Source organism: Streptococcus oralis (assembly GCF_001578705.1).
In the GTDB taxonomy this organism is placed as follows: Bacteria; Bacillota; Bacilli; order Lactobacillales; family Streptococcaceae; genus Streptococcus; species Streptococcus oralis_J.
The window spans coordinates 593,463-616,660 of record NZ_KQ969037.1; the positions used below are offsets into that span (position 1 = coordinate 593,463).

Genomic DNA, 23,198 nt, shown 5'->3' on the forward strand with positions numbered 1-23,198 from the left:
AACTAGCATTCTCGATGTTCACACCCGTATAAATACTACCATCCTTGGCTACTAAAACAGCTCCGATGGGAAAGTGAGAATAGGGGACATAGGCTTGTTTGCTGGTTTCAATTGCTAGTTCAATTAACTCAGTAGTCGCCATCTGCTAATTCTCCTTTTAAAATCGCAACGCCAGCAGATGTTCCGATACGGGTAGCACCTGCTTCCACAAAAGCAACAGCATCCGCATATGAACGAGCTCCACCAGCTGCCTTAACTCCCATATCTGGCCCGACTGTTTTACGCATTAATTTAACATCTGCTACCGTAGCACCGCCAGTTGAAAATCCAGTTGATGTTTTGACAAAGTCAGCGCCTGCTTTTTGGGATAATTGGCAGGCCACAACCTTTTCATCGTCTGTCAACAAGCAAGCTTCAATAATGACTTTCACCAACTTGTCACCACTTGCTTCTACGACAGCACGGATGTCCGATTCAACTAAATCTAGATTGCCTGATTTGAGGGCACCAACATTGATAACCATATCAATCTCATCTGCACCGTTTTGGACAGCTTCTTTTGTTTCAAAAGCTTTCACAGCTGAAGTTGTTGCTCCAAGAGGGAAACCTACTACTGTACAAACCTTTACATCTGAGCCTTCAAGTCCTGTTTTCGCATGTTTAACCCATGTGGGATTGACACAAACGCTGGCAAAGTCATACTCACGCGCTTCAGATAGCAAACGATCAATTTGTTCTTGGCTTGCATCTTGCTTTAAAAGCGTATGATCGATATATTTATTTAACTTCATATTCGGATTCTCCCTGGTTTTATGAGATAATTTCTATAATTTCTCGTAAACTTTGCACTCCATCATTTATTTTAACATATTTTTGAAATTCTGTAACTAGTTCAGAAGAAATTTTTCCATTTGTATAAACTTTTGCAACAATTTCTCCCTTTTGAACGGAGTCTCCAACTTTCTTTTCAAAAACAATCCCTGTTTCATAGTCCAAGTCATCAGACTTGACTGCACGACCAGCTCCTAGTCTCATGGCATAGAGCCCAAATTCCATTGCAGGAAGAGCTGAAATAACACCCGTTTCTTGAGCAGGAATTTCCACCACATGGTCAACTTTGACTGGGCGATAGAGATCATCTAAATCGCCGTCTTGTGCTGCTACCATTTCTTCAAACTTAGCCAGTGCTTGGCCATTCTCAAGATGTTGACGGATTTCCTCGACCGTTTTCTCAACATCAGCCAAACCAAGCATAATCTGAGCTAACTCGCAGATAAAGTGACTAATATCTTCTCGGCCTTTTCCTTGAAGAATCTCGATTGCCTCAAGGATTTCGAGACGATTCCCAATGGCTCTTCCCAAGGGTTGGCTCATATCGGTAATGACTGCTACCGTCTTTCGACCAACTGCCTTACCAAGATCTACCATGGTTTGAGCCAATTCACGCGCCTCATCGACAGTCTTCATAAAGGCACCCTCACCGACTGTTACATCTAGCAAAATGGCATCCGCTCCTGCAGCGATTTTCTTGCTCATAACAGAACTAGCAATCAATGGGATCGTGTCGACAGTTGCTGTCACATCACGGAGGGCATAGAGAAGCTTGTCTGCTTTAACCAGCTGATCTGACTGCCCAATGACAGATACTCCAATATCTTGCACCTGACGAATGAAATCTTCTTGACTGCGCTCGACTTGATAGCCCTTAATGGACTCCAATTTATCAATTGTCCCACCAGTATGGCCGAGACCACGACCACTCATTTTAGCAACGGGCACACCGAAACTCGCAACAAGGGGAGCCAAGATTAAGGTCACCTTATCACCTACACCACCAGTCGAATGCTTGTCAACTTTAACCCCCTCAATAGCTGACAAATCAAACTCCTGACCTGTCTTGACCATATTCATCGTCAGGTCAGAAATCTCACGTGTGGTCATTCCTTTGAAATAAACCGCCATGGCAAAGGCAGACATTTGGTAGTCTGGAACAGTTCCAGCCACATAGCCTTCTACCAACCACTTAATTTCACTTGAGGTCAGTTCTTGACCATCTCGTTTTTTTTGGATTAAATCAACTGCTCTCATTCTTTCACACTTCTAAGGATATAATATCCCTTATCTTTCTTTACGATTTCACAATTTCCAAAAACGTCTTCCATCTTGCTTTTGGCACTTGGAGCTCCTTGCTTTTTCTGAATGACGATGGTTAAATCTCCTCCGTCTTTCAAGAATTCTCTGCTCTTTTCGATAATCTCATGAACAACCTGTTTACCCGCTCGAATCGGCGGATTGGAAATAACATGGTCAAATTTCCCTTCAACTTGTTCATAGATATTGGATTGGAAAATCGCCGCTTCTACTTTATTTCGTTCAGCATTTTGTCGCGCTAAGTCCAAGGCGCGATTATTGATATCGACCATGGTAGCCTGAACTCCATAAGCCTTGACCAAAGAAAGCCCTAGGGGACCATATCCACAGCCTACATCAAGGACCGTTTCTCCTTTATTAACCTCTAGACACTTCAATAAAAGCTGACTCCCAAAGTCAACCATTTTCTTGCTAAAAACACCCGCATCCGTCAAAAAGGTCATTTTTTGTCCCAACAACTCCACTCTCAACTCATGAATGTCGTGAGCAGCATCAGGATTTTCTGCATAATACATTTTACTCATAAAACTATTTTACCATAATTTGGCTTGAATTGTAAATCGTTTACAAAGTGATGAGCAAATGAAAAAGACTGAAGAATCCTAGTCAAAAAACCTTTTCTTCAATCTCTTTCAATTATTAGAAATACATTACAATCTATCGGGAACTACAAATTATCATAGTCAGGAAGAAACAGATCGTTTGTAATCAGGCGCATTTTTATTACTATTTCTTAACCTTAAAATACTTTATTATCAACAAGATTCCCAATATGATGTTTAGATAAAAACCCAACCGATAAGTTTGTGTCAAGATTTCCAAACTTGTCCAAAGTCGTATCAAATCTTCTAGTGACATACGGAAGAGATATCCTTCTGTAGCAATCCACAAAATCAAAAATAGATAACTACCAGCAGCAAGCCATTTCGTCCACTGCTTTTTTACTAGCCAAGCAAGCAAGAGTGAACAGATAAAGATAACTGTTACAAGGAGATGATCCATTAAGAAGGTAAAACCGTAATAGGTTTCTACAAAGCGTCTACCATTATCCGCATTCGCTCCCCTTATAAAAGGTAGTGCAAAACTTAAAATAAAACAGAGTTCCAATATGTAACATCTCAAGATTTTCATTGTGTGCCTCCTATAAGTTGCGAACTAAAAAAGCCCACTTTTATTAACTGATAAGTCTTCAGAAACAATTCCCTATCTCATCATTAAATTATTCAAACTCCATCTACCTCTATTATACGATATTGACTTACTACCATCAAGAAACCGCTTTATTTTTTTAGCTTTTTATGGTATGATAAACAAAATATCTAGGGGAAAACAAATGACCAACGAATTTTTACATTTTGAAAAAATCAGTCGCCAGACTTGGCAATCATTGCATCGCAAAACAACTCCCCCTTTGACAGAGGAAGAGTTAGAATCCATCAAGAGTTTCAATGACCAGATTAGTCTGCAGGACGTAACGGATGTCTATCTTCCCCTTGTCCATCTTATCCATATTTACAAGCGCACCAAGGATGATTTGGCATTTTCAAAAGGAATTTTTCTCCAACGTGAAAGCAAATCGCAGCCTTTTATCATTGGAGTTTCTGGTAGTGTTGCTGTGGGTAAATCGACTACTAGTCGCTTACTTCAGATTCTTCTATCACGTACTCTTCCAGATGCTACTGTAGAATTGGTGACAACCGACGGTTTTCTCTATCCCAATCAAACCTTGATGGAGCAAGGTATCTTAAATCGCAAAGGTTTTCCAGAGAGTTATGACATGGAAGCCTTGCTGAATTTTCTTGACCGCCTAAAGAATGGGCAAGATGTCGATATTCCAGTCTATTCTCATGAAGTGTATGACATTGTTCCTGGGGAAAAACAACGGGTCAAAGCCGCTGACTTTGTCATTGTCGAGGGAATTAATGTCTTTCAAAACCCTCAAAATGAGCGCCTTTACATCACTGATTTCTTTGATTTCTCCATCTACGTGGATGCTGCTGTCGAGGATATTGAAAGCTGGTATCTGGATCGTTTCTTGAAACTGCTCAGCTTTGCTCAAAATGATTCTAAAAGCTATTACTACCGTTTTACGCAAATGCCGATTGGTGAAGTTGAGGCCTTTGCACACCAAATCTGGACCAATATCAATCTAACCAATCTTCAAAACTATATCGAACCAACCCGAAATCGTGCGGAAGTGATTTTACACAAAGCAAAGAATCACGAGATCGATGAAATTTACTTAAAAAAATAATTTCCCCTTGTCAAAACCTAAGTTTTCATATATAATGGTATAGTTAGTAAATATGGAGGTAATAACATTGGCAAACATTAAATCAGCTATCAAACGCGCTGAATTGAACGTTAAACAAAACGAAAAAAACTCAGCTCAAAAATCAGCTATGCGTACTGCTATCAAAGCTTTCGAAGCAAACCCTTCTGAAGAACTTTTCCGTGCTGCTAGCTCAGCTATCGACAAAGCAGAAACTAAAGGTTTGATTCATAAAAACAAAGCAAGCCGCGATAAAGCTCGTCTTTCAGCTAAACTTGCAAAATAAGAAACAGTCCACCGAGGCTGTTTTTTTGTCCTCCATTACGAAAAGGTAGAAAATGAAAATCCAAATTATCGGCTATTCTGGAGCTGGTAAGTCAACTCTAGCAGAAAAGTTGTCTAACTACTACTCCATACCCAAACTGCATATGGATACACTCCAATTTCAGCCTGGTTGGCAAGACAGTGACCACGATTGGATGTTGAACGAGATGAAAAGCTTTCTCACAAAGCATGAAACATCTTGGGTCATCGATGGCAACTACTCTTGGTGCTATTACGAAGAAAGAATGTGGGAAGCTGACCAAATCATCTTCCTCAATTTTTCCCCATTGCCTTGTCTCTTTCGAGCCTTTAAACGGTATCTCACACATCGAGGCAAGGTTAGAAAAAATATGGCAGCAGGCTGTCCTGAGCGCTTTGACTGGGATTTTATCAGATGGATTCTCTGGGATGGGCGGACAAAGAATGCTAAAGAACGCTATCAACGGGTTCAAGAAACCTATCCAGAGAAAGTAATTGTCCTCAGTTCGCAAAAGGAGATAGATTACTTTTTAGAAAATATCGCAAACAACAAGAAAAACCAACGTGCATAACGTTGGTTTTTTGCTTTTAGCCAATCACACTTCCGTTTGGCACAGCTGGATCAACTGTGAGAAGGGTTAATTTGCCATCATGTTCAGCTGAGAGGAGTACATCAGAATAAATATTTCATAAAATTATTAAACTCAAAAAAAGCTCAAATGCTATCTGATTACTGAACATTTCACCTACTAATGAGAATCGCTTGACTTTACTCTGTAATAATAAAAATCTTTATCATAATTTCCAGCTGATTGACTAACAATTAAGCGTGGCCGTGAAATATCTGATTGGTCACCCATTGGGTTTTTAAATCCTATTTTAAACAATCCTATAGCTGCACTCGTAGGACCACTTTGTAAACTAACATATGGAACACTGCTCTTCTTAGATGAATCTTCTATTACTTTAATCCTATTTCCATTCCCTGTTGTTCCATCAGGATTAATTATCAATTCCTTACCACGACCATTCCTCCATGTTCCAACAAGTGTTGAAATATCACCATTTTCAATCGCTTCAATATCTAAATCGACCTCTGAAAGTGAGTTATGTTGATAAAGTTGCCACCAATCCACTTTATATGGTCTAAGATAACTTTTCCCATAAAGAATTCTGTTTTCTTGAGTTTTTTCATTATCTGGTCCAGTTTCATTAGCAGGGATAAATGTTAACACTAATTCTTGCCCAATAATGGCATTTCTATTATCCCATACAAAATATACTTCATAATAATCATTGTTTTTCTTCGGTGTTTTACTTTTATCTAACTTGAATTGAGCATGCATAGAACCACTCCAGAACACCCAATTTCCCTCTTGTTTGGATATCCTTGGAAAAACAGAAGTATTATCCTTAAAATAATCTTCAGGATTATACCCATACAAAGTGAAATTAGATTCTGCTATTGCTTTTTCTAAATAACCATTAGAATAAGTTCCTTCAAAAGCACTTAAATCCCCTTGGAGAATATTATCCTTACTATTTTTAAAATAATCACTACTACTAGCAAATATCATTTCATGATTCTTATTTCCATCAGATAAGATGATTACCTTTAAAATATTAGACGAATCGTCTGCATTATTAACTAAAATAGATATTTTAAAATCTTTATTTCCGTCTGACTTATTAAAATCTGTAACAGAAGACCTGTTATTGCCATCTTCCTTCCAATCCGTAGAAAAATCTCCAAATACATCACCCTCGTCTGTGCTGTATGAAATTCTCCAATTTTGATTATTTTTTGCAATAGTAGCTTTTTCACCTGTGGCAGACACATAATTTCCCGATAAATCTAAAAAGTCTGATTTTATTATTTTCTCAGTATTTGATTGTATTTTCTGGTTATCACTCACTTTATGATTCTTATATAAAAGAAATAAAATTAAACTCATTAAGAGAGAAACAATCCCAAAATATATGAGTGTTTTATTCATTCCAATCTCCAGTAGATATAAATTATTTCCCTCATTTTACTATATTACTTAAAGACTATCAAGTTAATTTATAAATAATGGAAAAAACCGTTTTTCAACGGCTTTTTGACTGTGATTTCTCAAATGTAAATTCCTCTTACGGCAAATCATTCCCTGCTGCGAGGTAAATCTCATACCATTCTTTTCGAGTCAGGTTAACATCACTTGCTTGGCTTGCCTCTATTAAATGTTTAGGATTGGTTGTTCCTACCACTGCCTGCATCTTAGCTGGGTAGCGTAAGACCCAAGCGATAGCAATAGCTGATGGGCTTACACCGTATTTTAAGGCTAGTCGATTTAGGACTTGGTTTAGTTGTTGAAACTTCTCATTGCCGACAAAATTCCCTTTGAAATATCCGAACTGCAAGACTGACCAGGCCTGAATAACCATGTCATTTAATTTACAGTATTCAAAGACGCTACCATCACGCAAAGCTGCCTTGTCCCCTTCCATATTGACATGAAAACCGGATTCAAAACCAGGTGTGAATGCTGCACTTAGTTGTAATTGATTGATAGCTAGAGGCTGCTTAACTTCTTTCTTCAGTAATTCCATCATCATAGGATTTTGGTTGGACACACCGAAATCTCTAACTTTACCTGATGTGTGTAGAATTTCAAAGGCTTGAGCCACTTGATCAGCTTCCATCAGAGCATCTGGTCGATGGAGAAGCAAGCTATCTAAATAGTCAACCTGCAATCTTTTTAAAATTCCATCTACTGATTCTAAAATATACTCTTTTGAAAAATCAAAATAAGTAAACTCTTCAATGCGAATGCCACATTTGGACTGAATCCACATCTTTTCTCGCAGGTCAGGACGATTATTTAACACTTGACCTAGTAATTCTTCGCAACGACCTCCACCATAGATATCTGCCAAGTCAAAGGCATTGATTCCGACAGAGAGGGCTGTTTCAACCAGTTCCTCAACTTCTTTGACCGACTTGTCACTGATTCGCATCATACCGAGCACAATTTCTGATAATTCTTTGTCATCTTGACCAAGAGTTATGTATCTCATCAAATTTTTCTCCTTTAATTTCTAACATTTTTTCCTTCATTATAACAAAAAACCGCTTTGCAACGGCTTTTTGACTATATTTCACTCCATTTTATCTTCTTAAACCCACGGAACAAGACAAAGATTCCAATAAAGAGGACAGCTAAAGGAATAACTTTTGTAAGAAAAACATTTGAAATTCCCATCCACTCATAGTAACGGAGTAGAGAGCCTACAACAAGATGGGCAACAATCATACTGACAAAGGGACGAAAAATCGGTTCTTTCCAATTCCAAATACTGATGACCAGCGAAATCGTAAAGACAGATAAACTATCCCAGGGAGCAGGAAGATAAAAGGCTCCTTCTTGTATGAAGCTTGTCATTCCTACATATCCTAGAACAACTAGCAGAATAAGAATCCCAACGACAGTATAGGTGCCAATTTTCATTTTGGGAGAATCTTGGACTAAACCCCAACGTAAGATTATCCCCACAAGCCCAAATCCAACTAGAAAAAGGAGCAGTTGCCCTAAGAAGGTGAGCAAATTGACTGTTAAGAGAGGGCCTTTAGAAAAATCACCTAGCAGTTGATAGTAACGTAATACCGCTAGGACAAGAATTGGCGTCAAAAGGGACTCTTTGATAGAACTGCGAGGTGCTTCCTTGAGCATCTCTCTCATTAATTTTTTAGGATTCTTACCTAGATACTCCTCTGCACTCATACCATCTTGTTCTGCTTCTGAAAAATCTAACATCATCAAATAAATCTGCTCTCTAAGATAGTCCTCATCATAGAGAAATCCAGCAAGATTAAAACTATCCCACAGCTCCTCAAAATACTTTTGATTCTCCTCAGAAAACTCATACAGCAAAGCGCTTGTTTCTTCGTAATACTTCATTTTCTTCATGGTTTACCCCCCATTCTTAATCCCTTCAACTTTTTGACTCAAATCGTCCCATTGTTGCCAAAAGACCGAGACACGCTCTTTTCCTTCTTTAGTTAACGAAAAATACTTCCGATCTGGACCATCTGGCGACGAGCGCATGTCGCCTCTTATCCATTGTTTTTTTTCTAACTTTTGCAACAAAGGATAAATAGTTCCTGGAACAATAGTGTCAAATCCGGCCTCTCGCAAAGTCTGAACCAACTCATAACCATATCGCTCTTTTTGACCAATCATATCCAAGACACAACCTTCAAGAACACCTTTTAATAGCTGAGTTTCTTTCATCCCTTCTCCCTTCTCCCTTCTCCCTTCTAATCTATTTTGTAATACCTACTAGTAGCTTCACCTATAGTATACCACTTTCACACTAGTTTGTAAAGCATAATAGCTAAAGAAAAAAACAGAACTAGCAGAACTAGTCCTGTCTATTTTTACCCAATCACACTTCCGTTTGGTACAGCTGGATCAACTGTGAGAAGGGTTAGTTTGCCATCATGTTCAGCTGAGAGGATCATCCCTTGGCTGACATATTTTTTCATCATTTTACGTGGTTTGAGGTTGGCAACGATTTGGACTTTCTTGCCGACCAATTCTTGTTCGTTTGGATAGTATTTAGCTATTCCTGAGAGGATTTGACGGTCTTCGCCATCACCAGCATCTAGGCGGAATTGTAGCAACTTATCAGAACCTTCCACTTTAGACACTTCTTTGACCTCTGCGACACGGATTTCAACCTTATCAAAGTCTTCAAACTTAATTTCATCCTTGTTCAGTTTGAGTTCGACTTCGTCTGGATTCCATTCTTTTTCGACTGCTGGCTTGCTACCTTCCATTTGTTCCTTGATATAGGCGATTTCTTCTTCCATATCCAAACGTGGGAAGATTGGTGTTCCTTTGGCTACTACTGTCACACCTGCAGGTAAATCAGCCAAGCTCAAGTTTTCTAGGCTCGCCACTTCTTCCAATCCAAGTTGAGTCAAGACCGCACGACTGGTTTCCATCATAAATGGTTCAATCAAGTGAGCTACGACACGAAGGCTAGCTGCCAAGTGGCTCATAACACTTGCCAATTGGTCACGAAGTGCATCATCCTTAGCCAAGATCCATGGAGCTGTCTCATCGATGTATTTGTTGGTACGAGAGATAAGGGTCCAGACTGCTTCAAGGGCACGTGGGTAGTCAACTGCATCCATGTGTGTATGGTAGTCAGCAATTGATTCAGTAGCTACTTGAGCAAGAGCATGGTCAAATTCTGTCACACCTTCTACATAGGCAGGGATTTGTCCATCAAAGTACTTGTTAATCATGGAAACCGTACGGTTGAGGAGGTTTCCTAGGTCATTGGCTAATTCATAGTTGATACGGCCTACATAATCTTCAGGGGTGAAGGTCCCGTCTGAACCAACTGGGAGGCTACGCATGAGGTAGTAACGAAGTGGGTCCAGTCCATAACGCTCCACTAGCATTTCAGGATAAACGACATTCCCCTTAGACTTAGACATCTTGCCGTCTTTCATGACAAACCAACCATGGGCAATCAAACGATCTGGCAATTTGATATCCAACATCATAAGAAGGATTGGCCAGTAGATTGAGTGGAAACGAAGAATGTCTTTTCCGACCATGTGGAAGACTGTTCCATTCCAGAACTTGTCAAAGTTACCATGTTCGTCTTGACCGTAACCAAGAGCTGTCGCATAGTTAAGAAGGGCATCAATCCAAACGTAGACAACATGTTTTGGATTGGATGGGACTGGCACACCCCAGGTAAAGGTTGTACGAGATACGGCTAAGTCTTCCAAACCTGGCTCAATAAAGTTACGAAGCATTTCATTAAGACGACCATCTGGAGTGATGAAGTCAGGGTGCGATTTGAAAAATTCAACTAAACGGTCTTGGTATTTGCTGAGGCGAAGGAAATAAGACTCTTCTGAAACCCACTCCACTTCGTGACCTGATGGAGCGATACCGCCCGTTACATTTCCAGCTTCATCACGGAAAACTTCTGCAAGCTGGCTTTCTGTAAAGAATTCCTCATCTGAGACTGAATACCAACCAGAGTATTCACCCAAGTAGATATCATCTTGAGCAAGCAAGCGTTCAAAGACCTGAGCCACTACTTTTTCATGGTAATCATCAGTTGTACGGATGAATTTATCGTATGAGATATCGAGTAATTTCCAGAGTTCTTTGACACCAACTGCCATGCCATCAACATAAGCTTGTGGCGTAATGCCAGCTTCTTCAGCCTTTTGCTGGATCTTCTGACCATGCTCGTCAAGACCTGTCAGATAAAAGACATCGTAACCCATGAGGCGTTTGTAACGCGCTAGAACATCACAGGCGATGGTTGTGTAAGCAGAACCGATATGAAGTTTACCAGATGGATAGTAAATCGGCGTTGTAATATAAAAATTCTTTTCAGACATAATTTTTCCTTTCCAGGCAAATGAAACCTGTTTTTCTAACACTTCATTATATCATATTTTTAGTGATTTTCGATAGGAAAATCCATACAAAAACAAGATAGACAAGTGTCCATCTTGTTTATCTTATTCATAGCGAAGGGCTTCAATTGGATCAAGCTTAGACGCTTTATTGGCTGGCAAGACTCCGAAAATCATACCAACGCTGGCCGAAACAGCCAAGCTAAAGAGAGCGATCGGTAGCGAGACACCAATTTCTATTCCTTCCATCATATTTTTTAACAAAGCGCCTGCTAGCGTGGTCAAGCCCGCTGCACTTACTAGGCCGATGACTCCACCTAGCAAGGTCAAGATCATGGACTCAATCAAAAACTGTACCAAGATATTAGCCCGTGTAGCTCCCAATGCTTTACGAAGACCAATCTCACGAGTACGCTCCGTTACAGAAACCAGCATAATATTCATAACTCCAGTCCCTCCCACAAAGAGAGAGATTCCTGCGATAGCACTAATAATAGCGGTCATAAAACCAAAGATTTGCTGAACCTCTGCAAAAGCGGCGGTTTCGTCTACAACCTGATATTCTCCCTGCTGTACTCCTGCAATTTCTGTCATCTTGCGTGCGAGTTCTGGCCCCAAAGTCGGAGTTAGACTCGTATCATTCACACGAAAGACAATATTAGAAATTTCCTCTACATTAAAATTAGCTGCTACAGAAGCATTGGTTGTAATCGGTAAGCCACCTACACCAAACATCTTAGCACTTTTAACAGCAGGACTAGAGTAAACACCAACCACGCGATAGCTATATCCATTGGCTGAAATGATTTGATTGAGCGCTGCCTGAGGCGAGTCAAAAAGACTTTTAGCGAGTTCTTCATCTAGCAAAATCACACTTGCAAAATCTCGGTAGTCTTGTTCTCTCAGATCCCTACCTGCAATAATTTTATTTTCTACAGCAGACATATAAGTCATATTTCCACCTGTCAGACTTGCTCTCTCTACCTTTTTATCCTTATAGGTCAAAGTAACATTTGTACTATTAGTCACATAATAGCCATCTACACCTTTTAGTTTGGCAGCTTCCCTAACCCACGATTCCTGTGTTTTAGGTGGTTCTACGTGAACATCTTCTTTACCAGATAGTGTCAGTGCAGATTGCTTTTGTGTAAAAGAACCGTCCTTACTTTTAATTGGTGAGAAAAACACCTGAATATTTTTCTGAGATTTTGTCATATTTTTATTGACCTGACGAGACATAGAGTCCCCTAAAGCCATGATGACAACTACTGAAGAGACTCCGATGATAATGCCAATCATGGTCAAAAAGGAGCGCATCTTGTGTGCCATAATAGATGAAAAGGCAAATTTCAGATTTTGCATCTTAGTTCTCCTTTCCTTCCAAACGAGCGCTATCAGACGAAATAACTCCATCACGGATTACAATCTGGCGTTTTGCATAGGCTGCAATTTCGGGCTCGTGCGTTACCATAATAATCGTCTTGCCTTCTTCATTTAACTCAACCAAGAGTTCCATGATTTGGCTTCCTGTTTTCGTATCCAAGGCACCTGTCGGTTCATCAGCTAGGATAATCGAGGGATCGTTAACAAGAGCACGCGCAATGGCCACCCGTTGTTTTTGACCGCCAGACAACTCCGAAGGAAGGTGATGAATACGATCAGTCAACTCTACTTTACTCAGATATTCCTCTGCCAACTTGCGACGTTGGGCAGCTGGAACTCCTGCATAAATCAAGGGTAACTCAACATTTTGAACAGCATCCATCTTTGACAAAAGAAAGAACTGTTGAAAGACAAAGCCAATTTGTTGGTTACGTACCTGTGCCAACTGCTTTTCACCTAGACGGGCCACTTCTTGACCTTCTAGATAGTATTCGCCGCTAGTTGGGGTGTCCAGCATTCCGATGGTATTCATCAGAGTAGATTTACCCGAACCAGATGGTCCCATAATGGCAACAAATTCCCCTTCACCAATCTCCAAATTAATATTTTTCAAGACCTGCAGTTCCTGTTCACCATTTCGATAGCTCCGGCAGATGTTTTTTAGACTAATTAGTTGTTTCATCAGCCTTCACCTCTTTTCCTTCTTCCAAGGAAGTCGTTGGATTACTGATGACTTTGGTTCCATCTGTCAAACCAGATGTGATCTCTTGGTTTTCTGCGTCAGCATTTCCTAGGCTAACTTCAACCTTCTTAGCCTTATTCTCTTCGTCAACCACCCAAACATAGTTTTTCCCGTCTTCAGTAATGACACTGGTTAAGGGTACGAGGATTGATTTCTTGTCACTTTTAACCTCAACACTAACGGTGAAACCTGGTCTTAAATCACCAATCTCACTCGTTACTTCAATCGTATAGGGATATTTAGAACCAGTATTCCCCCCAGTTATAGCATTCGTTCCTTCTCCACTATTTTTAGGATAAGCTGAAATAAAGCTGATCTTCCCTGTCCAAGTTTTATCTTGGTAAACTTTAGAAGAGAAGGTCACTTCTTGGCCAACAGAAAGGTTGGCAAGATTGTACTCGGAAAGTTCTCCCTTGACTTGTAGATTGTCGTTACTTACTACATGAACCATCACTTGATTTGCAGCAGTTGTGGACTTTGATACATTGCGATTAACTTCTACAACTGTACCTTCTAGCGTACTCAAAACCTTTGTTGCGTCCAATTGGGCCTGCGCCTTTTTAAGTTGCGCCTCTGCATCAGCACGACTATCACGAGCATCACTAATCTGAGAATCAATGGAAGAGACAGAAGAACCCTGTGCTCCATCATCATATTCTTCCGAATCAGCTAGAGTGTTGTTTCGTGATTCCTTCAAGTCATTGATACGACGATCAGCCTTGGCTATGGCACGGTTAGCTGCATCATAAGCAGACTGCGCTTCTGTGCTGTTGTATTTTACGAGCGCTTGTCCTTTGTCAACCTTATCTCCAACAGAAACCAAGATTTCATCCACCTCACCCTTACTTGCATCCAAATAAACATATTGTTCATTTTTTGCGGTGACAGTACCAGATAAAAGAACAGAGGAGGCAACTGTTCCTTCCTTTGCGACTACGAGATGCGAAGTGTCATCCTTACTGGCAGCCTGAGAGGGCTGTCTAAATAGCAAAATACCCACTGCACTGATTATAATAATACTTGCAGCACCAATAGCTGTGTATAGTTGCCATTTTTTAGTTTTCTTATTCCCCTTCATCACAAAACTCCTATTTTATTTTCAATACAAAGACTATTATAGCAAATTTACCTACTCTAAACAATGATTGTTCAGAGAGAAAAGAGAACAATTCAGGAAACATGCTTTGTTTCCATTTGATTTATGCGAAATTGTACTAGTAACATCATACACCTTATTTCTATATTTAGCAAGTGATTTCTGCTATTTCTTTAGGGCGTAGCAGATTTTTGCATTCAAATAGTAAAAACGATAGAATATGACTATCAAAACTATAAGGAGTTTTCTATGAGAGAATATGATATCATCGCTATCGGTGGAGGGAGTGGCGGTATCGCCACTATGAACCGAGCTGGTGAACACGGCGCTAAAGCAGCTGTTATCGAAGAGAAAAAATTAGGTGGAACTTGTGTCAACGTTGGCTGTGTTCCTAAGAAAATCATGTGGTATGGAGCGCAAATCGCTGAAAGCTTCCACCACTACGGCCCTGACTATGGTTTTACAAGTTCAGATGTTCAATTTGATTTTGCAAAACTTAGCCAAAACCGTGAAGCCTACATCGACCGTGCTCGCTCATCTTATGATGGAAGTTTCAAGCGCAATGGGGTTGATTTGATTGAAGGTCGTGCTCATTTTGTTGATGCTAACACCGTCAGCGTCAATGGTGAATTGATTCGTGCCAAGCATATCGTTATTGCGACTGGAGCTCGTCCAAGCATCCCAACTATTCCTGGAGCTGAACTCGGTGGTAGTTCAGACGATGTCTTTGCTTGGGAACAACTTCCTGAATCCGTTGCTATTCTAGGTGCTGGCTATATCGCCGTTGAATTAGCAGGCGTTCTCCACGCTCTCGGAGTAAAAACGGATTTGTTTGTGCGTCGCGATCGTCCCTTGCGTGGTTTTGACAGCTACATCGTGGAAGGTCTCGTCAACGAAATGGAAAAAACAGGCCTGCCTTTGCACACGCATAAGGTACCCGTCAAGCTCAAAGAAACGGAGCAAGGCATAACGATTCATTTTGAAGACGGTTCTAGTCACACTGCCAGCCAAGTTATCTGGGCTACTGGTCGCCGTCCAAATGTAGATGGTCTTGAGCTAGAAAAAGCTGGCGTCACACTCAACCAACGTGGATTTATCCAAGTGGATGAGTATCAAAATACAGTTGTAGATGGTATCTACGCCCTTGGAGACGTTACTGGTGAGAAGGAACTGACCCCAGTAGCCATCAAGGCAGGACGTACCTTATCTGAACGCCTCTTTAATGGAAAAACAAATGCCAAGATGGACTACACGACTATCCCTACTGTTGTCTTCTCACACCCAGCAATCGGAACAGTCGGTTTGACTGAAGATCAAGCTATCAAAGAATACGGCCAAGATAACATCAAAGTCTACAAGTCAAGCTTTGCATCCATGTACTCTGCCGTTACAAGCCATCGTCAAGAGTCTCGCTTCAAACTCATCACCACAGGTGATGACGAAAAAGTTGTTGGTCTTCACGGACTTGGTTACGGAGTAGATGAGATGATTCAAGGATTCGCTGTCGCTATCAAGATGGGGGCGACCAAGGCGGACTTTGATGCTACAGTAGCTATCCACCCAACCGCCTCAGAAGAATTTGTAACCATGCGCTAATCGTTGAAAGAGACCACATGTGGTCTCTTTTTACTTGCAAAATCGGCTGTTACAAAATTGTTACCATTAATTTAAAAACAGGTTGACTTTTCTTCCTGAATTAGTATAATAGTTACTATAATTTTAAAAAGAGGTTAACAGTTTTGAAAAAAGCTCATATCTATGCTATCCCTGCTATCGGTGCTGCTCTCATCGCCGTATTGGCACAAATCAGTCTCCCTATCGGTCCTGTACCTTTCACTCTGCAAAACTTTGCGATCGGTCTGATTGCTACTGTTTTTAGACCTAGAGAAGCTGTCCTTTCTGTAGCTCTCTACCTCCTGCTGGGTGCCATTGGTTTACCTGTCTTTGCAGGGGGAGGAGCTGGGTTTCACGTTTTAGTCGGTCCAAGTTCAGGCTATCTTTGGTTCGATCTTGTCTATGCAGGACTTACCTCTTATCTCATCCATCAGAACAGTGGCTATATCCGCATTTTCCTAGCCAACCTCTTGGGTGATTCCCTCGTCTTTGTCGGAGGTATTCTCAGCCTCCACTTCCTTGCTGGTATGTCATTTGATAAGGCATTCGCTGTTGGTGTCCTTCCTTTTATCCTTCCTGATCTTGGTAAAATCATTGCGATTAGCTTCATTGGTCGTCCACTATTACAACGACTTAGGGGACAAGCATACTTCTCAATTTAACCCAAAAAGGATAGTGAGTAAAATTCACTATCCTTCTCTCATTTCCCGCCTTTAAAAGCATCCACCATTACTTGAAATTCTTCATTTGTAAGGGTGATTCCTTTTCCCATCTTGGTATGATCAGGGCTCCAAGTTCGAATATCAAACTTTGCTGGAGCGCCATTAAAGCTGACTCGGTTTAATTCCTTGGTCCATCCTTTGTCATTTTCAGACAAGGTCAGTAAGTGTTCTTCGATTTCAAATGTAAATTCTGCCATTTTAACTCCTTTACGTGATATGCTTTCTATAGTCTATTCGTAAAATCTTGTAGATTTTAGGAAAATTTTATATAATATGGTTATATAAGAGGGGAGAAGCCTATGAGATATACATTCAAGCATGTCTTAGATAAGATACAAGACTTTCTCAGTGGACATGATGAACAAGATTATTCTGAAAACGACTCCCTCATTGCTACAATTGAACAAGCCATCCAGAAAAAAACCGCTGTTCATGTCATACTAGCTGAAACAAGCTTCACTGGTGATATTGTCAAATATGATACCAGCCGTCAACAGATTATTGTCAAAAATTTTACAAAAAATGTGACACGTATCATCCGAATCACTGATATCAAAAGACTTCGTTTCGTCCCTTCAACTGTACAAACAGCTCAGAAAAATAGATTTAAGAAAGAGTGAGATGCTTTTCATCCCACTCTTTTTCTTAACGAATTTGTTCAAAATGCAGGTGAACTGCGATATGGTCTCCGTAACCGCTTCTCTCCAAATCACGTTGCAAGCGATAAGAAATGTAGTGTTCTGCGATGGTGATATATCCTGCCCCCAACAAACGATTTTCAACCATTGATTGGATCATGCTAATGGTCGCACGTTCCACTTTTGCTTCTTCCAAGTCCAAGACTACCTTTTTAGTGACTTGAGCTAAGTTTTGACGCAAGTCATCGGTCAAAACATAAACTGTTTGAGCTGCTTTTAGGACAGCTTGGTAGATTTTATCTGGATCAAAGTCTGCAACTTCTCCGTTACGTTTGATTACTTGCATAAGGTTCTCCTTTATTCTTTGTTTTCTCTGATTTCAGCCAGCATTTTTTCTTCTTCTGCTGTTAGTTGATAGTTTTCTAGCAAATCTGGTCTGCGCTCATAGGTTTTCTTTAAACTCTCATAAAGTCGCCACTGACGGATCTTCTCATGGTGCCCACTCATAAGCACATCTGGAACCACCATACCTCGATAGTCATAAGGGCGTGTGTACTGAGGATATTCAAGAAGTCCTGAAGAAAAACTATCATCCTGGTGACTAGACTCCTTGCCAATCACTTCAGGAATCAGGCGAACGGTCGCATCGATCATGGTCATGGCCGCCAATTCTCCTCCAGTCAAGACATAGTCTCCTAGGGAAATCTCATCGGTTACCAGGGTCTTGATGCGCTCGTCATACCCTTCATAGTGACCACAGATAAAAATCAATTCATCTTCCTGAGCCAAATCCTCAGCGTAAGCTTGATCGAACTGTTTCCCAGCAGGATCAAGAAGAATGACGCGGGGATTTTTCTTTTCAATGGCATCAAAGGCATCGAAAATGGGTTGGGCTCGGAGCAACATCCCCTGACCGCCTCCGTAGGGCTCATCGTCAACATGACGGGCCTTTTCAGCGTATTCTCTGAAATTATGATAATGGATATCCAAGAGCCCTTTTTCTCGAGCCTTCCCAACGATCGAGTGTTCCAACGGAGAAAACATCTCTGGAAAGAGGGTTAAAATATCAATCTTCATTATCTAACCCTTCTAAGATGTCCACATCAACCCGCTTGTTTGGAATATCAACATTGAGAACTACTGGCGGAATATAAGGTAAAAGCAAATCTCGCTTACCTTTTCGTTTGACCACCCAGACATCATTGGCACCTGGTTGCAGGATTTCCTTGATAGTTCCTATCAAGTTATCTCCCTCGTAAACATCCAAACCGATAATCTCGTGATAATAGAATTCACCATCATCTAAATCGTTCAAATCTTCCTCAGCGACCTTGAGACTATAACCCTTGTACTTTTCAATCGCATTGATATGGTACATGTCTTTGAATTTGATAATGTCAAAATTCTTATGCTTACGGTGGCTAGCGATGATCACTGTTTGAACAAACTGATCTTTTTCATCGAATAAAGCCAGCTCTGCCCCTTTTTTAAATCGTTCTTCTGCAAAATCCGTCACAGACAAGACTCGCATCTCACCCTGTAAACCTTGTGTATTGACGATTTTCCCAACATTAAAGTAGTTCATCTTGTCTCCTGTATCTATTTCTATCCTTTATTTTATCACGTTCCAGGGATTTTCACAAGTTGAAGAAAATCAGCTATAACCCCAAAATAGCTAGTAGTTTCCTCTTTAATGTTAATTTATATTTGAAAGAAGAAATATTTATATTCCCGTTATACATATTACTATAAAATGTATACTCCCCAATTTGACCTTGACTTATCTTCCATTTCATTCTTAAACTAGGTATAGTCTCAGGTAAATTTGTATGAATCAATAAGCATGTATAATTTTTTAAATTTTTAACTGTATGTATTTTATCTTGAACGACTAAACGATTACTTTTTGAATCATAGATTAAAGAATAAAATTCTACAATTTCAATATCAACTTCTTTTGGATAAAAAATCAAATGGTTATAATGTTTATCATTTTTATTATGTTTAAACTCATAAATATGATGAAATCTCGTATGTAAGGAATCAAATTCGATTGGTTTAATTGCCTGAATTTCGATATTATTAATATAGGCCTTATTCTGGAAACTAATTTTTAAAATTACACCTATAAAAGTCGAAATCTGTATGATTCGTAATAACCAATCAATATACATCGCCCAGTCTATTTTTAAAAAATAATCAGTGTCCAATATTTCTCAAATCTCCCTCCAAAAAACTTTCCAAATCACGTTCATGTTGGTACTTGATGGCGGCCTTCTTATCTTTGTCAAAGATGGTTTTGCTTAGGTCAATGTCATTGATGGCTGCGATTGCGACGGTATAATGAATGATATCAGCCAGTTCTTTGGCTAGTTCCTCATTTGAGTCCTGGACACCCTCTTTTCGACCAGAGCGCCCATTCAAGACCTCGGCTACTTCTCCGACTTCCTCCACTAACTTGATAAAGAGGCCTTCCTCAGTTCGAGATTGCTGGTAATGATCTAGTAAGTAAGCTTGTAATTGTCTAAACGTTAAATCCTTCATCTTCTCCTCCTCACAAAAAAGCGAGACATCTGTCCCGCTTTCTTTATTTTTCATCGATAACGATTCTTACTTTTTTGTCTTCAGTTGGGACAGAGTAGACAATCGTTCTTATCGCTGAGATAGTGCGACCCTTACGACCGATAACACGACCGACATCGCTTTGGTCAAGATCCAAGTGATACTCCAAAAACTCTGGTGTATCTTCAATCTTGATAGTTAAGGCATCTGGTTGTGAAATCAAAGGTTTCACAATCGCAATAATGAGATTTTCAATCGTATCCATCTGTCAACCTACTTTAAACTTATTTTGAGAATTTAGAATCGTGGAATTTTTTCAATACGCCTTCTTTTGAAAGGATGTTGCGAACTGTATCTGAAGGTTGAGCTCCATCAGCCAACCATGCAAGAACGCGGTCTTCTTTCAAAGTCACTTGGTTTTCAGCAACAAGTGGGTTGTAAGTTCCAACTGTTTCGATGAAACGTCCGTCACGTGGTGAACGTGAGTCTGCTACGTTGATACGGTAGAAAGGTTTTTTCTTAGAACCCATACGAGTCAAACGGATTTTAACTGCCATTTTTTAATGTCTCTTTTCTTATTTTTTATTTTGGTGAAATAGCTGAGCTATTTAGCACATGTTCTATTATAGCAGATTTCTGGTATGTGTCAAGAAAAAAACTTGACAGAGTTTGAAATTTTTTTAAACATTTGAAATCAATCTCCTTTTAAGGTACAATGATAGAAATGAATTTTTGAGAGGAAAACAATGAAAAAATTAGCAACCCTTCTTTTACTATCAACTGTAGCCCTTGCAGGATGTACTAGTATCCAACGTGGTCTCCGTGGTGATGACTATGTTGACTCTAGTCTTGCAGCAGAAGAAAGCTCCAAAGCAGCTGCTCAGGCTGCCAAAGATTTGAATGATGCTTTGACCAATGAAAATGCCAACTTCCCTCAACTTTCTATAGAAGTTGCTGAAGATGAAGCCGAAGCTGTTCTACACACAAATCAAGGCGATATCCGCATCAAACTCTTTCCAAAACTAGCACCTCTAGCAGTTGAAAACTTCCTTACTCACGCTAAAGAAGGCTACTATAACGGCATTACCTTCCACCGTGTCATCGATGGCTTTATGGTCCAAACTGGAGATCCTAAGGGAGATGGTACAGGTGGCCAATCTATCTGGCATGATAAGGATAAAACGAAGGACAAGGGAACTGGTTTCAAAAATGAAATTTCTCCTTACCTATACAATATCCGCGGAGCTCTTGCTATGGCTAACACTGGTCAACCAAATACCAACGGTAGCCAGTTTTTCATCAACCAAAACTCGACAGATATTTCAGCTAAACTCCCTACAAGCAAGTATCCAAAGAAAATCATCGAAGCCTATAAAGAGGGTGGAAATCCTAGTCTAGACGGCAAACACCCTGTCTTTGGTCAAGTCATCGATGGCATGGATGTTGTTGATAAGATTGCCAAGGCTGAAAAAGATGAGAAAGACAAACCAACTACTGCTATCACTATCGATAGTATCGAAGTGGTGAAAGACTATGACTTCAGCAAAAAATAAGCCATCAACAGATAAGGAGACGATGACATGATTTTATTTTGGGGTTCTAAAGGTTATCAGAAAGATTTGGGACATACGCAAACTGCGATTGAATGCGGTCACTGTAACAATGTCGACACTTGGGAGATCGTAGAAACTGGACGCAAGTTCACCCTCTACTGGATTCCACTTTTTCCTTATGGTAAAAGTTACTTCGTTTCTTGTCCGATTTGCCACTACGGTAAAGAAATTGAGAAATCTGAAGTTGAAAGCTATTTAAATTACTAGTCAAAAAAGCCAAGTCATTTCGACTTGGCTTTTTTAGCGCTTTTAAGTTAGCTTGTTAAAGTCCCAGATTTGGTCCATCCAGCCTTCATAGAAGTCTGGTTCGTGGCAAACCATGAGGATGCTTCCTTTGTATTCTTTAAGCGCCCGTTTGAGTTCGTCCTTGGCATCTACATCCAAGTGGTTGGTCGGCTCGTCCAGCACTAAAACGTTGTTTTCACGGTTCATCAAGAGACAGAAACGCACCTTGGCTTGTTCCCCACCTGACAAGACCTGAATCTGACTTTCGATGTGTTTGGTTGTTAAACCACAACGGGCAAGGGCTGCACGGACTTCTGCTTGATTAAGGGCAGGAAAGGAATTCCAGACGGCCTCTAATGGTGTTTGACGATTGCCTCCTTCTACTTCCTGTTCAAAGTAACCAAGTTCTAGGTAATCACCGCGTTCAACTTCCCCAGCGATTGGCGGAATAATGCCCAAGAGAGACTTCAAGAGGGTTGTTTTCCCGATACCATTGGCACCGATAATGGCAACCTTTTGATTGCGTTCAAATGTGAGATTTAAAGGCTTAGTAAGAGGACGGTCATAACCAATCTGCAAGTCCTTAGCTTGGAAAATAAAGCGCCCTGGTGTACGAGCTGGTTTGAAATCAAAGGACGGCTTTGGCTTCTCACTTTGCAGTTCGATAATATCCATCTTGTCCAATTTCTTCTGGCGAGACATGGCCATATTACGTGTTGCGACACGGGCTTTGTTTCGAGCGACAAAGTCTTTGAGGTCAGCAATTTCTTTCTGTTGACGTTCGTATGCCGCCTCTAGCTGAGATTTCTTCATGGCATAGACTTCTTGGAACTGGTAGTAGTCACCAGAGTAACGCGTCAACTGTTGATTTTCCACATGGTAGACGATATTGATCACGTCGTTGAGGAAAGGAATATCATGCGAAATAAGGACAAAAGCATTCTCATAGTTTTGGAGATAACGCTTGAGCCAGTCAATGTGCTCAGCATCCAAGTAGTTGGTTGGCTCGTCCAGTAACAAGATATCTGGTTTTTCAAGGAGGAGTTTGGCCAAGAGGACCTTGGTTCTTTGACCGCCTGATAAGGCAGTTACATCCGTATCCATGCCAAAGTCCATAACACCGAGAGCACGCGCCACTTCATCAATCTTAGCATCCAAAGTATAGAAGTCACGACTCTCCAAACGATCTTGGAGTTCACCAACTTCTTCCATGAGCGCGTCGATATCTGCTCCCTCTTCTGCCATTTCCATATAGAGGTCATTGATACGAGCTTCTGCTTTAAATAGCTCATCAAAGGCCGTACGGAGAACATCACGCACAGTTTGACCTTCCTTTAGCACAGCATGCTGATCCAGATAGCCAGCAGTCACATACTTAGACCACTCCACTTTCCCTTCATCTGGTAACATCTTACCAGTCACAATGCTCATAAAGGTTGAT

29 protein-coding genes and 1 pseudogene are annotated in these 23,198 nt (G+C 40.4%); 8 read left to right on the forward strand and 22 right to left on the reverse strand.

Going from position 1 to position 23,198, the window contains the following annotated elements; genetic code table 11:
* From SORDD05_RS02900 to SORDD05_RS02920, 5 genes and pseudogenes are all read right to left on the reverse strand, one after another.
* A pseudogene (locus tag SORDD05_RS02900) lies at window positions 1-142 on the reverse strand (cytidine deaminase); the annotation flags it as partial.
* The gene (deoC, locus tag SORDD05_RS02905; protein WP_061417009.1) at window positions 129-791 is read right to left on the reverse strand and encodes a deoxyribose-phosphate aldolase; all 663 of its coding nucleotides are present in this window, start codon (window positions 789-791) and stop codon (window positions 129-131) included. The gene deoC and the pseudogene SORDD05_RS02900, both read right to left, overlap by 14 nt.
* A gap of 19 nt (window positions 792-810) precedes the next feature.
* A complete protein-coding gene (locus SORDD05_RS02910; RefSeq protein WP_061417010.1) occupies window positions 811-2,088 on the reverse strand; it encodes a pyrimidine-nucleoside phosphorylase in 1,278 nt (425 codons plus the stop codon).
* Window positions 2,085-2,675, reverse strand: coding sequence for a class I SAM-dependent methyltransferase (locus SORDD05_RS02915; protein ID WP_155718816.1), 591 nt, complete (start codon window positions 2,673-2,675; stop codon window positions 2,085-2,087). The genes SORDD05_RS02910 and SORDD05_RS02915 overlap by 4 nt, the downstream gene beginning before the upstream one ends.
* A 202-nt stretch (window positions 2,676-2,877) precedes the next feature.
* Window positions 2,878-3,282, reverse strand: a complete 405-nt coding sequence (locus SORDD05_RS02920; RefSeq protein WP_061417012.1) for a hypothetical protein — start codon at window positions 3,280-3,282, stop codon at window positions 2,878-2,880.
* A 202-nt stretch (window positions 3,283-3,484) separates the two neighbouring features.
* Here SORDD05_RS02920 and coaA point away from each other — a divergent pair, with 202 nt between their 5' ends.
* The 3 genes from coaA (at window position 3,485) to SORDD05_RS02935 (ending at window position 5,298) form a co-directional block, all read left to right on the forward strand.
* Window positions 3,485-4,405, forward strand: a complete 921-nt coding sequence (gene coaA, locus SORDD05_RS02925; protein WP_061417013.1) for a type I pantothenate kinase — start codon at window positions 3,485-3,487, stop codon at window positions 4,403-4,405.
* A 67-nt stretch (window positions 4,406-4,472) separates the two neighbouring features.
* Entirely contained in the window at window positions 4,473-4,709 is a 237-nt protein-coding gene (gene rpsT / locus SORDD05_RS02930) for a 30S ribosomal protein S20 (protein ID WP_001274000.1), read from the forward strand.
* A 52-nt stretch (window positions 4,710-4,761) separates the two neighbouring features.
* Entirely contained in the window at window positions 4,762-5,298 is a 537-nt protein-coding gene (locus SORDD05_RS02935; RefSeq protein WP_061417014.1) for a DNA topology modulation protein, read from the forward strand.
* A gap of 177 nt (window positions 5,299-5,475) precedes the next feature.
* Here SORDD05_RS02935 and SORDD05_RS02940 read toward each other — a convergent pair whose 3' ends face one another.
* The 8 genes from SORDD05_RS02940 to SORDD05_RS02975 form a co-directional block, all read right to left on the reverse strand.
* The gene (locus SORDD05_RS02940; protein WP_061417015.1) at window positions 5,476-6,723 is read right to left on the reverse strand and encodes a DUF6287 domain-containing protein; all 1,248 of its coding nucleotides are present in this window, start codon (window positions 6,721-6,723) and stop codon (window positions 5,476-5,478) included.
* Window positions 6,724-6,859: 136 nt separating this feature from the next.
* Entirely contained in the window at window positions 6,860-7,786 is a 927-nt protein-coding gene (locus tag SORDD05_RS02945; protein WP_061417016.1) for an aldo/keto reductase, read from the reverse strand.
* Window positions 7,787-7,860: 74 nt separating this feature from the next.
* Window positions 7,861-8,676 (reverse strand): hypothetical protein, encoded by an 816-nt coding sequence (locus SORDD05_RS02950; protein WP_061417017.1) that lies wholly within the window; start codon window positions 8,674-8,676, stop codon window positions 7,861-7,863.
* A gap of 3 nt (window positions 8,677-8,679) precedes the next feature.
* Complete coding sequence (locus tag SORDD05_RS02955) at window positions 8,680-9,000, reverse strand: PadR family transcriptional regulator (protein ID WP_061417018.1); 321 nt, start codon at window positions 8,998-9,000, stop codon at window positions 8,680-8,682.
* Between the two features lie 146 nt (window positions 9,001-9,146).
* Entirely contained in the window at window positions 9,147-11,144 is a 1,998-nt protein-coding gene (gene metG, locus SORDD05_RS02960; RefSeq protein WP_061417019.1) for a methionine--tRNA ligase, read from the reverse strand.
* A 123-nt stretch (window positions 11,145-11,267) separates the two neighbouring features.
* Window positions 11,268-12,524 carry an ABC transporter permease gene (locus SORDD05_RS02965; RefSeq protein ID WP_061417020.1) on the reverse strand — a complete coding sequence of 419 codons (1,257 nt, stop codon included), beginning with the start codon at window positions 12,522-12,524 and terminating at the stop codon, window positions 11,268-11,270.
* A 1-nt stretch (window position 12,525) separates the two neighbouring features.
* Window positions 12,526-13,227 (reverse strand): ABC transporter ATP-binding protein, encoded by a 702-nt coding sequence (locus SORDD05_RS02970; protein WP_000811477.1) that lies wholly within the window; start codon window positions 13,225-13,227, stop codon window positions 12,526-12,528.
* The gene (locus SORDD05_RS02975) at window positions 13,211-14,365 is read right to left on the reverse strand and encodes an efflux RND transporter periplasmic adaptor subunit (RefSeq protein WP_081102448.1); all 1,155 of its coding nucleotides are present in this window, start codon (window positions 14,363-14,365) and stop codon (window positions 13,211-13,213) included. Before SORDD05_RS02975 ends, SORDD05_RS02970 begins: the two co-directional genes overlap by 17 nt.
* 267 nt (window positions 14,366-14,632) lie before the next feature.
* Between SORDD05_RS02975 and gor the strand changes: the two genes are divergently transcribed.
* Both gor and SORDD05_RS02985 read left to right on the forward strand, forming a co-directional pair.
* Window positions 14,633-15,979 (forward strand): glutathione-disulfide reductase, encoded by a 1,347-nt coding sequence (gene gor / locus SORDD05_RS02980; RefSeq protein WP_061417022.1) that lies wholly within the window; start codon window positions 14,633-14,635, stop codon window positions 15,977-15,979.
* Window positions 15,980-16,122: 143 nt separating this feature from the next.
* Window positions 16,123-16,659, forward strand: coding sequence for a biotin transporter BioY (locus SORDD05_RS02985; RefSeq protein WP_061417023.1), 537 nt, complete (start codon window positions 16,123-16,125; stop codon window positions 16,657-16,659).
* Window positions 16,660-16,697: 38 nt separating this feature from the next.
* Here SORDD05_RS02985 and SORDD05_RS02990 read toward each other — a convergent pair whose 3' ends face one another.
* Window positions 16,698-16,916: a YdbC family protein gene (locus SORDD05_RS02990; RefSeq protein ID WP_061417024.1), complete on the reverse strand. Its 219-nt coding sequence runs from the start codon at window positions 16,914-16,916 to the stop codon at window positions 16,698-16,700.
* 102 nt (window positions 16,917-17,018) lie between these two features.
* Between SORDD05_RS02990 and SORDD05_RS02995 the strand changes: the two genes are divergently transcribed.
* Entirely contained in the window at window positions 17,019-17,339 is a 321-nt protein-coding gene (locus tag SORDD05_RS02995) for a hypothetical protein (RefSeq protein WP_061417025.1), read from the forward strand.
* 25 nt (window positions 17,340-17,364) lie between these two features.
* Here SORDD05_RS02995 and SORDD05_RS03000 read toward each other — a convergent pair whose 3' ends face one another.
* The 7 genes from SORDD05_RS03000 to rpsP all read right to left on the reverse strand — a co-directional run bounded on the left by SORDD05_RS03000 (window position 17,365) and on the right by rpsP (window position 20,476).
* The gene (locus tag SORDD05_RS03000; protein WP_001196053.1) at window positions 17,365-17,703 is read right to left on the reverse strand and encodes an ATP cone domain-containing protein; all 339 of its coding nucleotides are present in this window, start codon (window positions 17,701-17,703) and stop codon (window positions 17,365-17,367) included.
* An 11-nt stretch (window positions 17,704-17,714) separates the two neighbouring features.
* The gene (gene trmD, locus SORDD05_RS03005; RefSeq protein ID WP_061417026.1) at window positions 17,715-18,434 is read right to left on the reverse strand and encodes a tRNA (guanosine(37)-N1)-methyltransferase TrmD; all 720 of its coding nucleotides are present in this window, start codon (window positions 18,432-18,434) and stop codon (window positions 17,715-17,717) included.
* The gene (gene rimM / locus SORDD05_RS03010; protein WP_061417027.1) at window positions 18,424-18,942 is read right to left on the reverse strand and encodes a ribosome maturation factor RimM; all 519 of its coding nucleotides are present in this window, start codon (window positions 18,940-18,942) and stop codon (window positions 18,424-18,426) included. The genes trmD and rimM overlap by 11 nt, the downstream gene beginning before the upstream one ends.
* 73 nt (window positions 18,943-19,015) lie before the next feature.
* Window positions 19,016-19,567 (reverse strand): hypothetical protein, encoded by a 552-nt coding sequence (locus SORDD05_RS03015; protein WP_061417028.1) that lies wholly within the window; start codon window positions 19,565-19,567, stop codon window positions 19,016-19,018.
* The gene (locus SORDD05_RS03020) at window positions 19,557-19,901 is read right to left on the reverse strand and encodes a MazG nucleotide pyrophosphohydrolase domain-containing protein (RefSeq protein ID WP_155718818.1); all 345 of its coding nucleotides are present in this window, start codon (window positions 19,899-19,901) and stop codon (window positions 19,557-19,559) included. The genes SORDD05_RS03015 and SORDD05_RS03020 overlap by 11 nt, the downstream gene beginning before the upstream one ends.
* Window positions 19,902-19,944: 43 nt before the next feature.
* Complete coding sequence (gene kphA, locus SORDD05_RS03025; protein ID WP_000379617.1) at window positions 19,945-20,184, reverse strand: RNA-binding protein KphA; 240 nt, start codon at window positions 20,182-20,184, stop codon at window positions 19,945-19,947.
* A gap of 19 nt (window positions 20,185-20,203) precedes the next feature.
* Window positions 20,204-20,476, reverse strand: coding sequence for a 30S ribosomal protein S16 (gene rpsP, locus SORDD05_RS03030; protein ID WP_000268760.1), 273 nt, complete (start codon window positions 20,474-20,476; stop codon window positions 20,204-20,206).
* Between the two features lie 189 nt (window positions 20,477-20,665).
* Between rpsP and SORDD05_RS03035 the strand changes: the two genes are divergently transcribed.
* Together SORDD05_RS03035 and SORDD05_RS03040 are read left to right on the forward strand one after the other, a co-directional pair.
* The gene (locus SORDD05_RS03035; RefSeq protein ID WP_061417030.1) at window positions 20,666-21,472 is read left to right on the forward strand and encodes a peptidylprolyl isomerase; all 807 of its coding nucleotides are present in this window, start codon (window positions 20,666-20,668) and stop codon (window positions 21,470-21,472) included.
* A 27-nt stretch (window positions 21,473-21,499) separates the two neighbouring features.
* A complete protein-coding gene (locus SORDD05_RS03040; RefSeq protein WP_000600216.1) occupies window positions 21,500-21,739 on the forward strand; it encodes a zinc-ribbon domain-containing protein in 240 nt (79 codons plus the stop codon).
* Between the two features lie 42 nt (window positions 21,740-21,781).
* Here the strand turns inward: SORDD05_RS03040 and SORDD05_RS03045 are convergent.
* On the reverse strand, window positions 21,782-23,198 hold a 1,417-nt coding region (locus SORDD05_RS03045; protein ID WP_231077314.1), incomplete at its 5' end, for an ABC-F family ATP-binding cassette domain-containing protein.

Excerpts from the sequence above, each read along its gene's own strand:
- SORDD05_RS02920 (WP_061417012.1), bottom strand. The coding sequence starts at position 3,282 with ATGAAAATCTTGAGATGTTACATATTGGAACTCTGTTTTATTTTAAGT.
- SORDD05_RS02990 (WP_061417024.1), bottom strand. The coding sequence starts at position 16,916 with ATGGCAGAATTTACATTTGAAATCGAAGAACACTTACTGACCTTGTCT.
- SORDD05_RS02940 (WP_061417015.1), bottom strand. The coding sequence starts at position 6,723 with ATGAATAAAACACTCATATATTTTGGGATTGTTTCTCTCTTAATGAGT.
- SORDD05_RS02965 (WP_061417020.1), bottom strand. The coding sequence starts at position 12,524 with ATGCAAAATCTGAAATTTGCCTTTTCATCTATTATGGCACACAAGATG.
- SORDD05_RS02950 (WP_061417017.1), bottom strand. The coding sequence starts at position 8,676 with ATGAAGAAAATGAAGTATTACGAAGAAACAAGCGCTTTGCTGTATGAG.
- rimM (WP_061417027.1), bottom strand. The coding sequence starts at position 18,942 with ATGAACTACTTTAATGTTGGGAAAATCGTCAATACACAAGGTTTACAG.
- SORDD05_RS02910 (WP_061417010.1), bottom strand. The coding sequence starts at position 2,088 with ATGAGAGCAGTTGATTTAATCCAAAAAAAACGAGATGGTCAAGAACTG.
- SORDD05_RS02935 (WP_061417014.1), top strand. The coding sequence starts at position 4,762 with ATGAAAATCCAAATTATCGGCTATTCTGGAGCTGGTAAGTCAACTCTA.
- SORDD05_RS03035 (WP_061417030.1), top strand. The coding sequence starts at position 20,666 with ATGAAAAAATTAGCAACCCTTCTTTTACTATCAACTGTAGCCCTTGCA.
- SORDD05_RS02955 (WP_061417018.1), bottom strand. The coding sequence starts at position 9,000 with ATGAAAGAAACTCAGCTATTAAAAGGTGTTCTTGAAGGTTGTGTCTTG.
- metG (WP_061417019.1), bottom strand. The coding sequence starts at position 11,144 with ATGTCTGAAAAGAATTTTTATATTACAACGCCGATTTACTATCCATCT.
- SORDD05_RS03020 (WP_155718818.1), bottom strand. The coding sequence starts at position 19,901 with ATGAAGGATTTAACGTTTAGACAATTACAAGCTTACTTACTAGATCAT.
- deoC (WP_061417009.1), bottom strand. The coding sequence starts at position 791 with ATGAAGTTAAATAAATATATCGATCATACGCTTTTAAAGCAAGATGCA.
- SORDD05_RS02970 (WP_000811477.1), bottom strand. The coding sequence starts at position 13,227 with ATGAAACAACTAATTAGTCTAAAAAACATCTGCCGGAGCTATCGAAAT.
- kphA (WP_000379617.1), bottom strand. The coding sequence starts at position 20,184 with ATGGATACGATTGAAAATCTCATTATTGCGATTGTGAAACCTTTGATT.
- coaA (WP_061417013.1), top strand. The coding sequence starts at position 3,485 with ATGACCAACGAATTTTTACATTTTGAAAAAATCAGTCGCCAGACTTGG.
- trmD (WP_061417026.1), bottom strand. The coding sequence starts at position 18,434 with ATGAAGATTGATATTTTAACCCTCTTTCCAGAGATGTTTTCTCCGTTG.
- SORDD05_RS02945 (WP_061417016.1), bottom strand. The coding sequence starts at position 7,786 with ATGAGATACATAACTCTTGGTCAAGATGACAAAGAATTATCAGAAATT.
- SORDD05_RS03040 (WP_000600216.1), top strand. The coding sequence starts at position 21,500 with ATGATTTTATTTTGGGGTTCTAAAGGTTATCAGAAAGATTTGGGACAT.
- SORDD05_RS02975 (WP_081102448.1), bottom strand. The coding sequence starts at position 14,365 with ATGAAGGGGAATAAGAAAACTAAAAAATGGCAACTATACACAGCTATT.
- SORDD05_RS03000 (WP_001196053.1), bottom strand. The coding sequence starts at position 17,703 with ATGCAAGTAATCAAACGTAACGGAGAAGTTGCAGACTTTGATCCAGAT.
- SORDD05_RS02995 (WP_061417025.1), top strand. The coding sequence starts at position 17,019 with ATGAGATATACATTCAAGCATGTCTTAGATAAGATACAAGACTTTCTC.
- SORDD05_RS02915 (WP_155718816.1), bottom strand. The coding sequence starts at position 2,675 with ATGAGTAAAATGTATTATGCAGAAAATCCTGATGCTGCTCACGACATT.
- gor (WP_061417022.1), top strand. The coding sequence starts at position 14,633 with ATGAGAGAATATGATATCATCGCTATCGGTGGAGGGAGTGGCGGTATC.
- rpsP (WP_000268760.1), bottom strand. The coding sequence starts at position 20,476 with ATGGCAGTTAAAATCCGTTTGACTCGTATGGGTTCTAAGAAAAAACCT.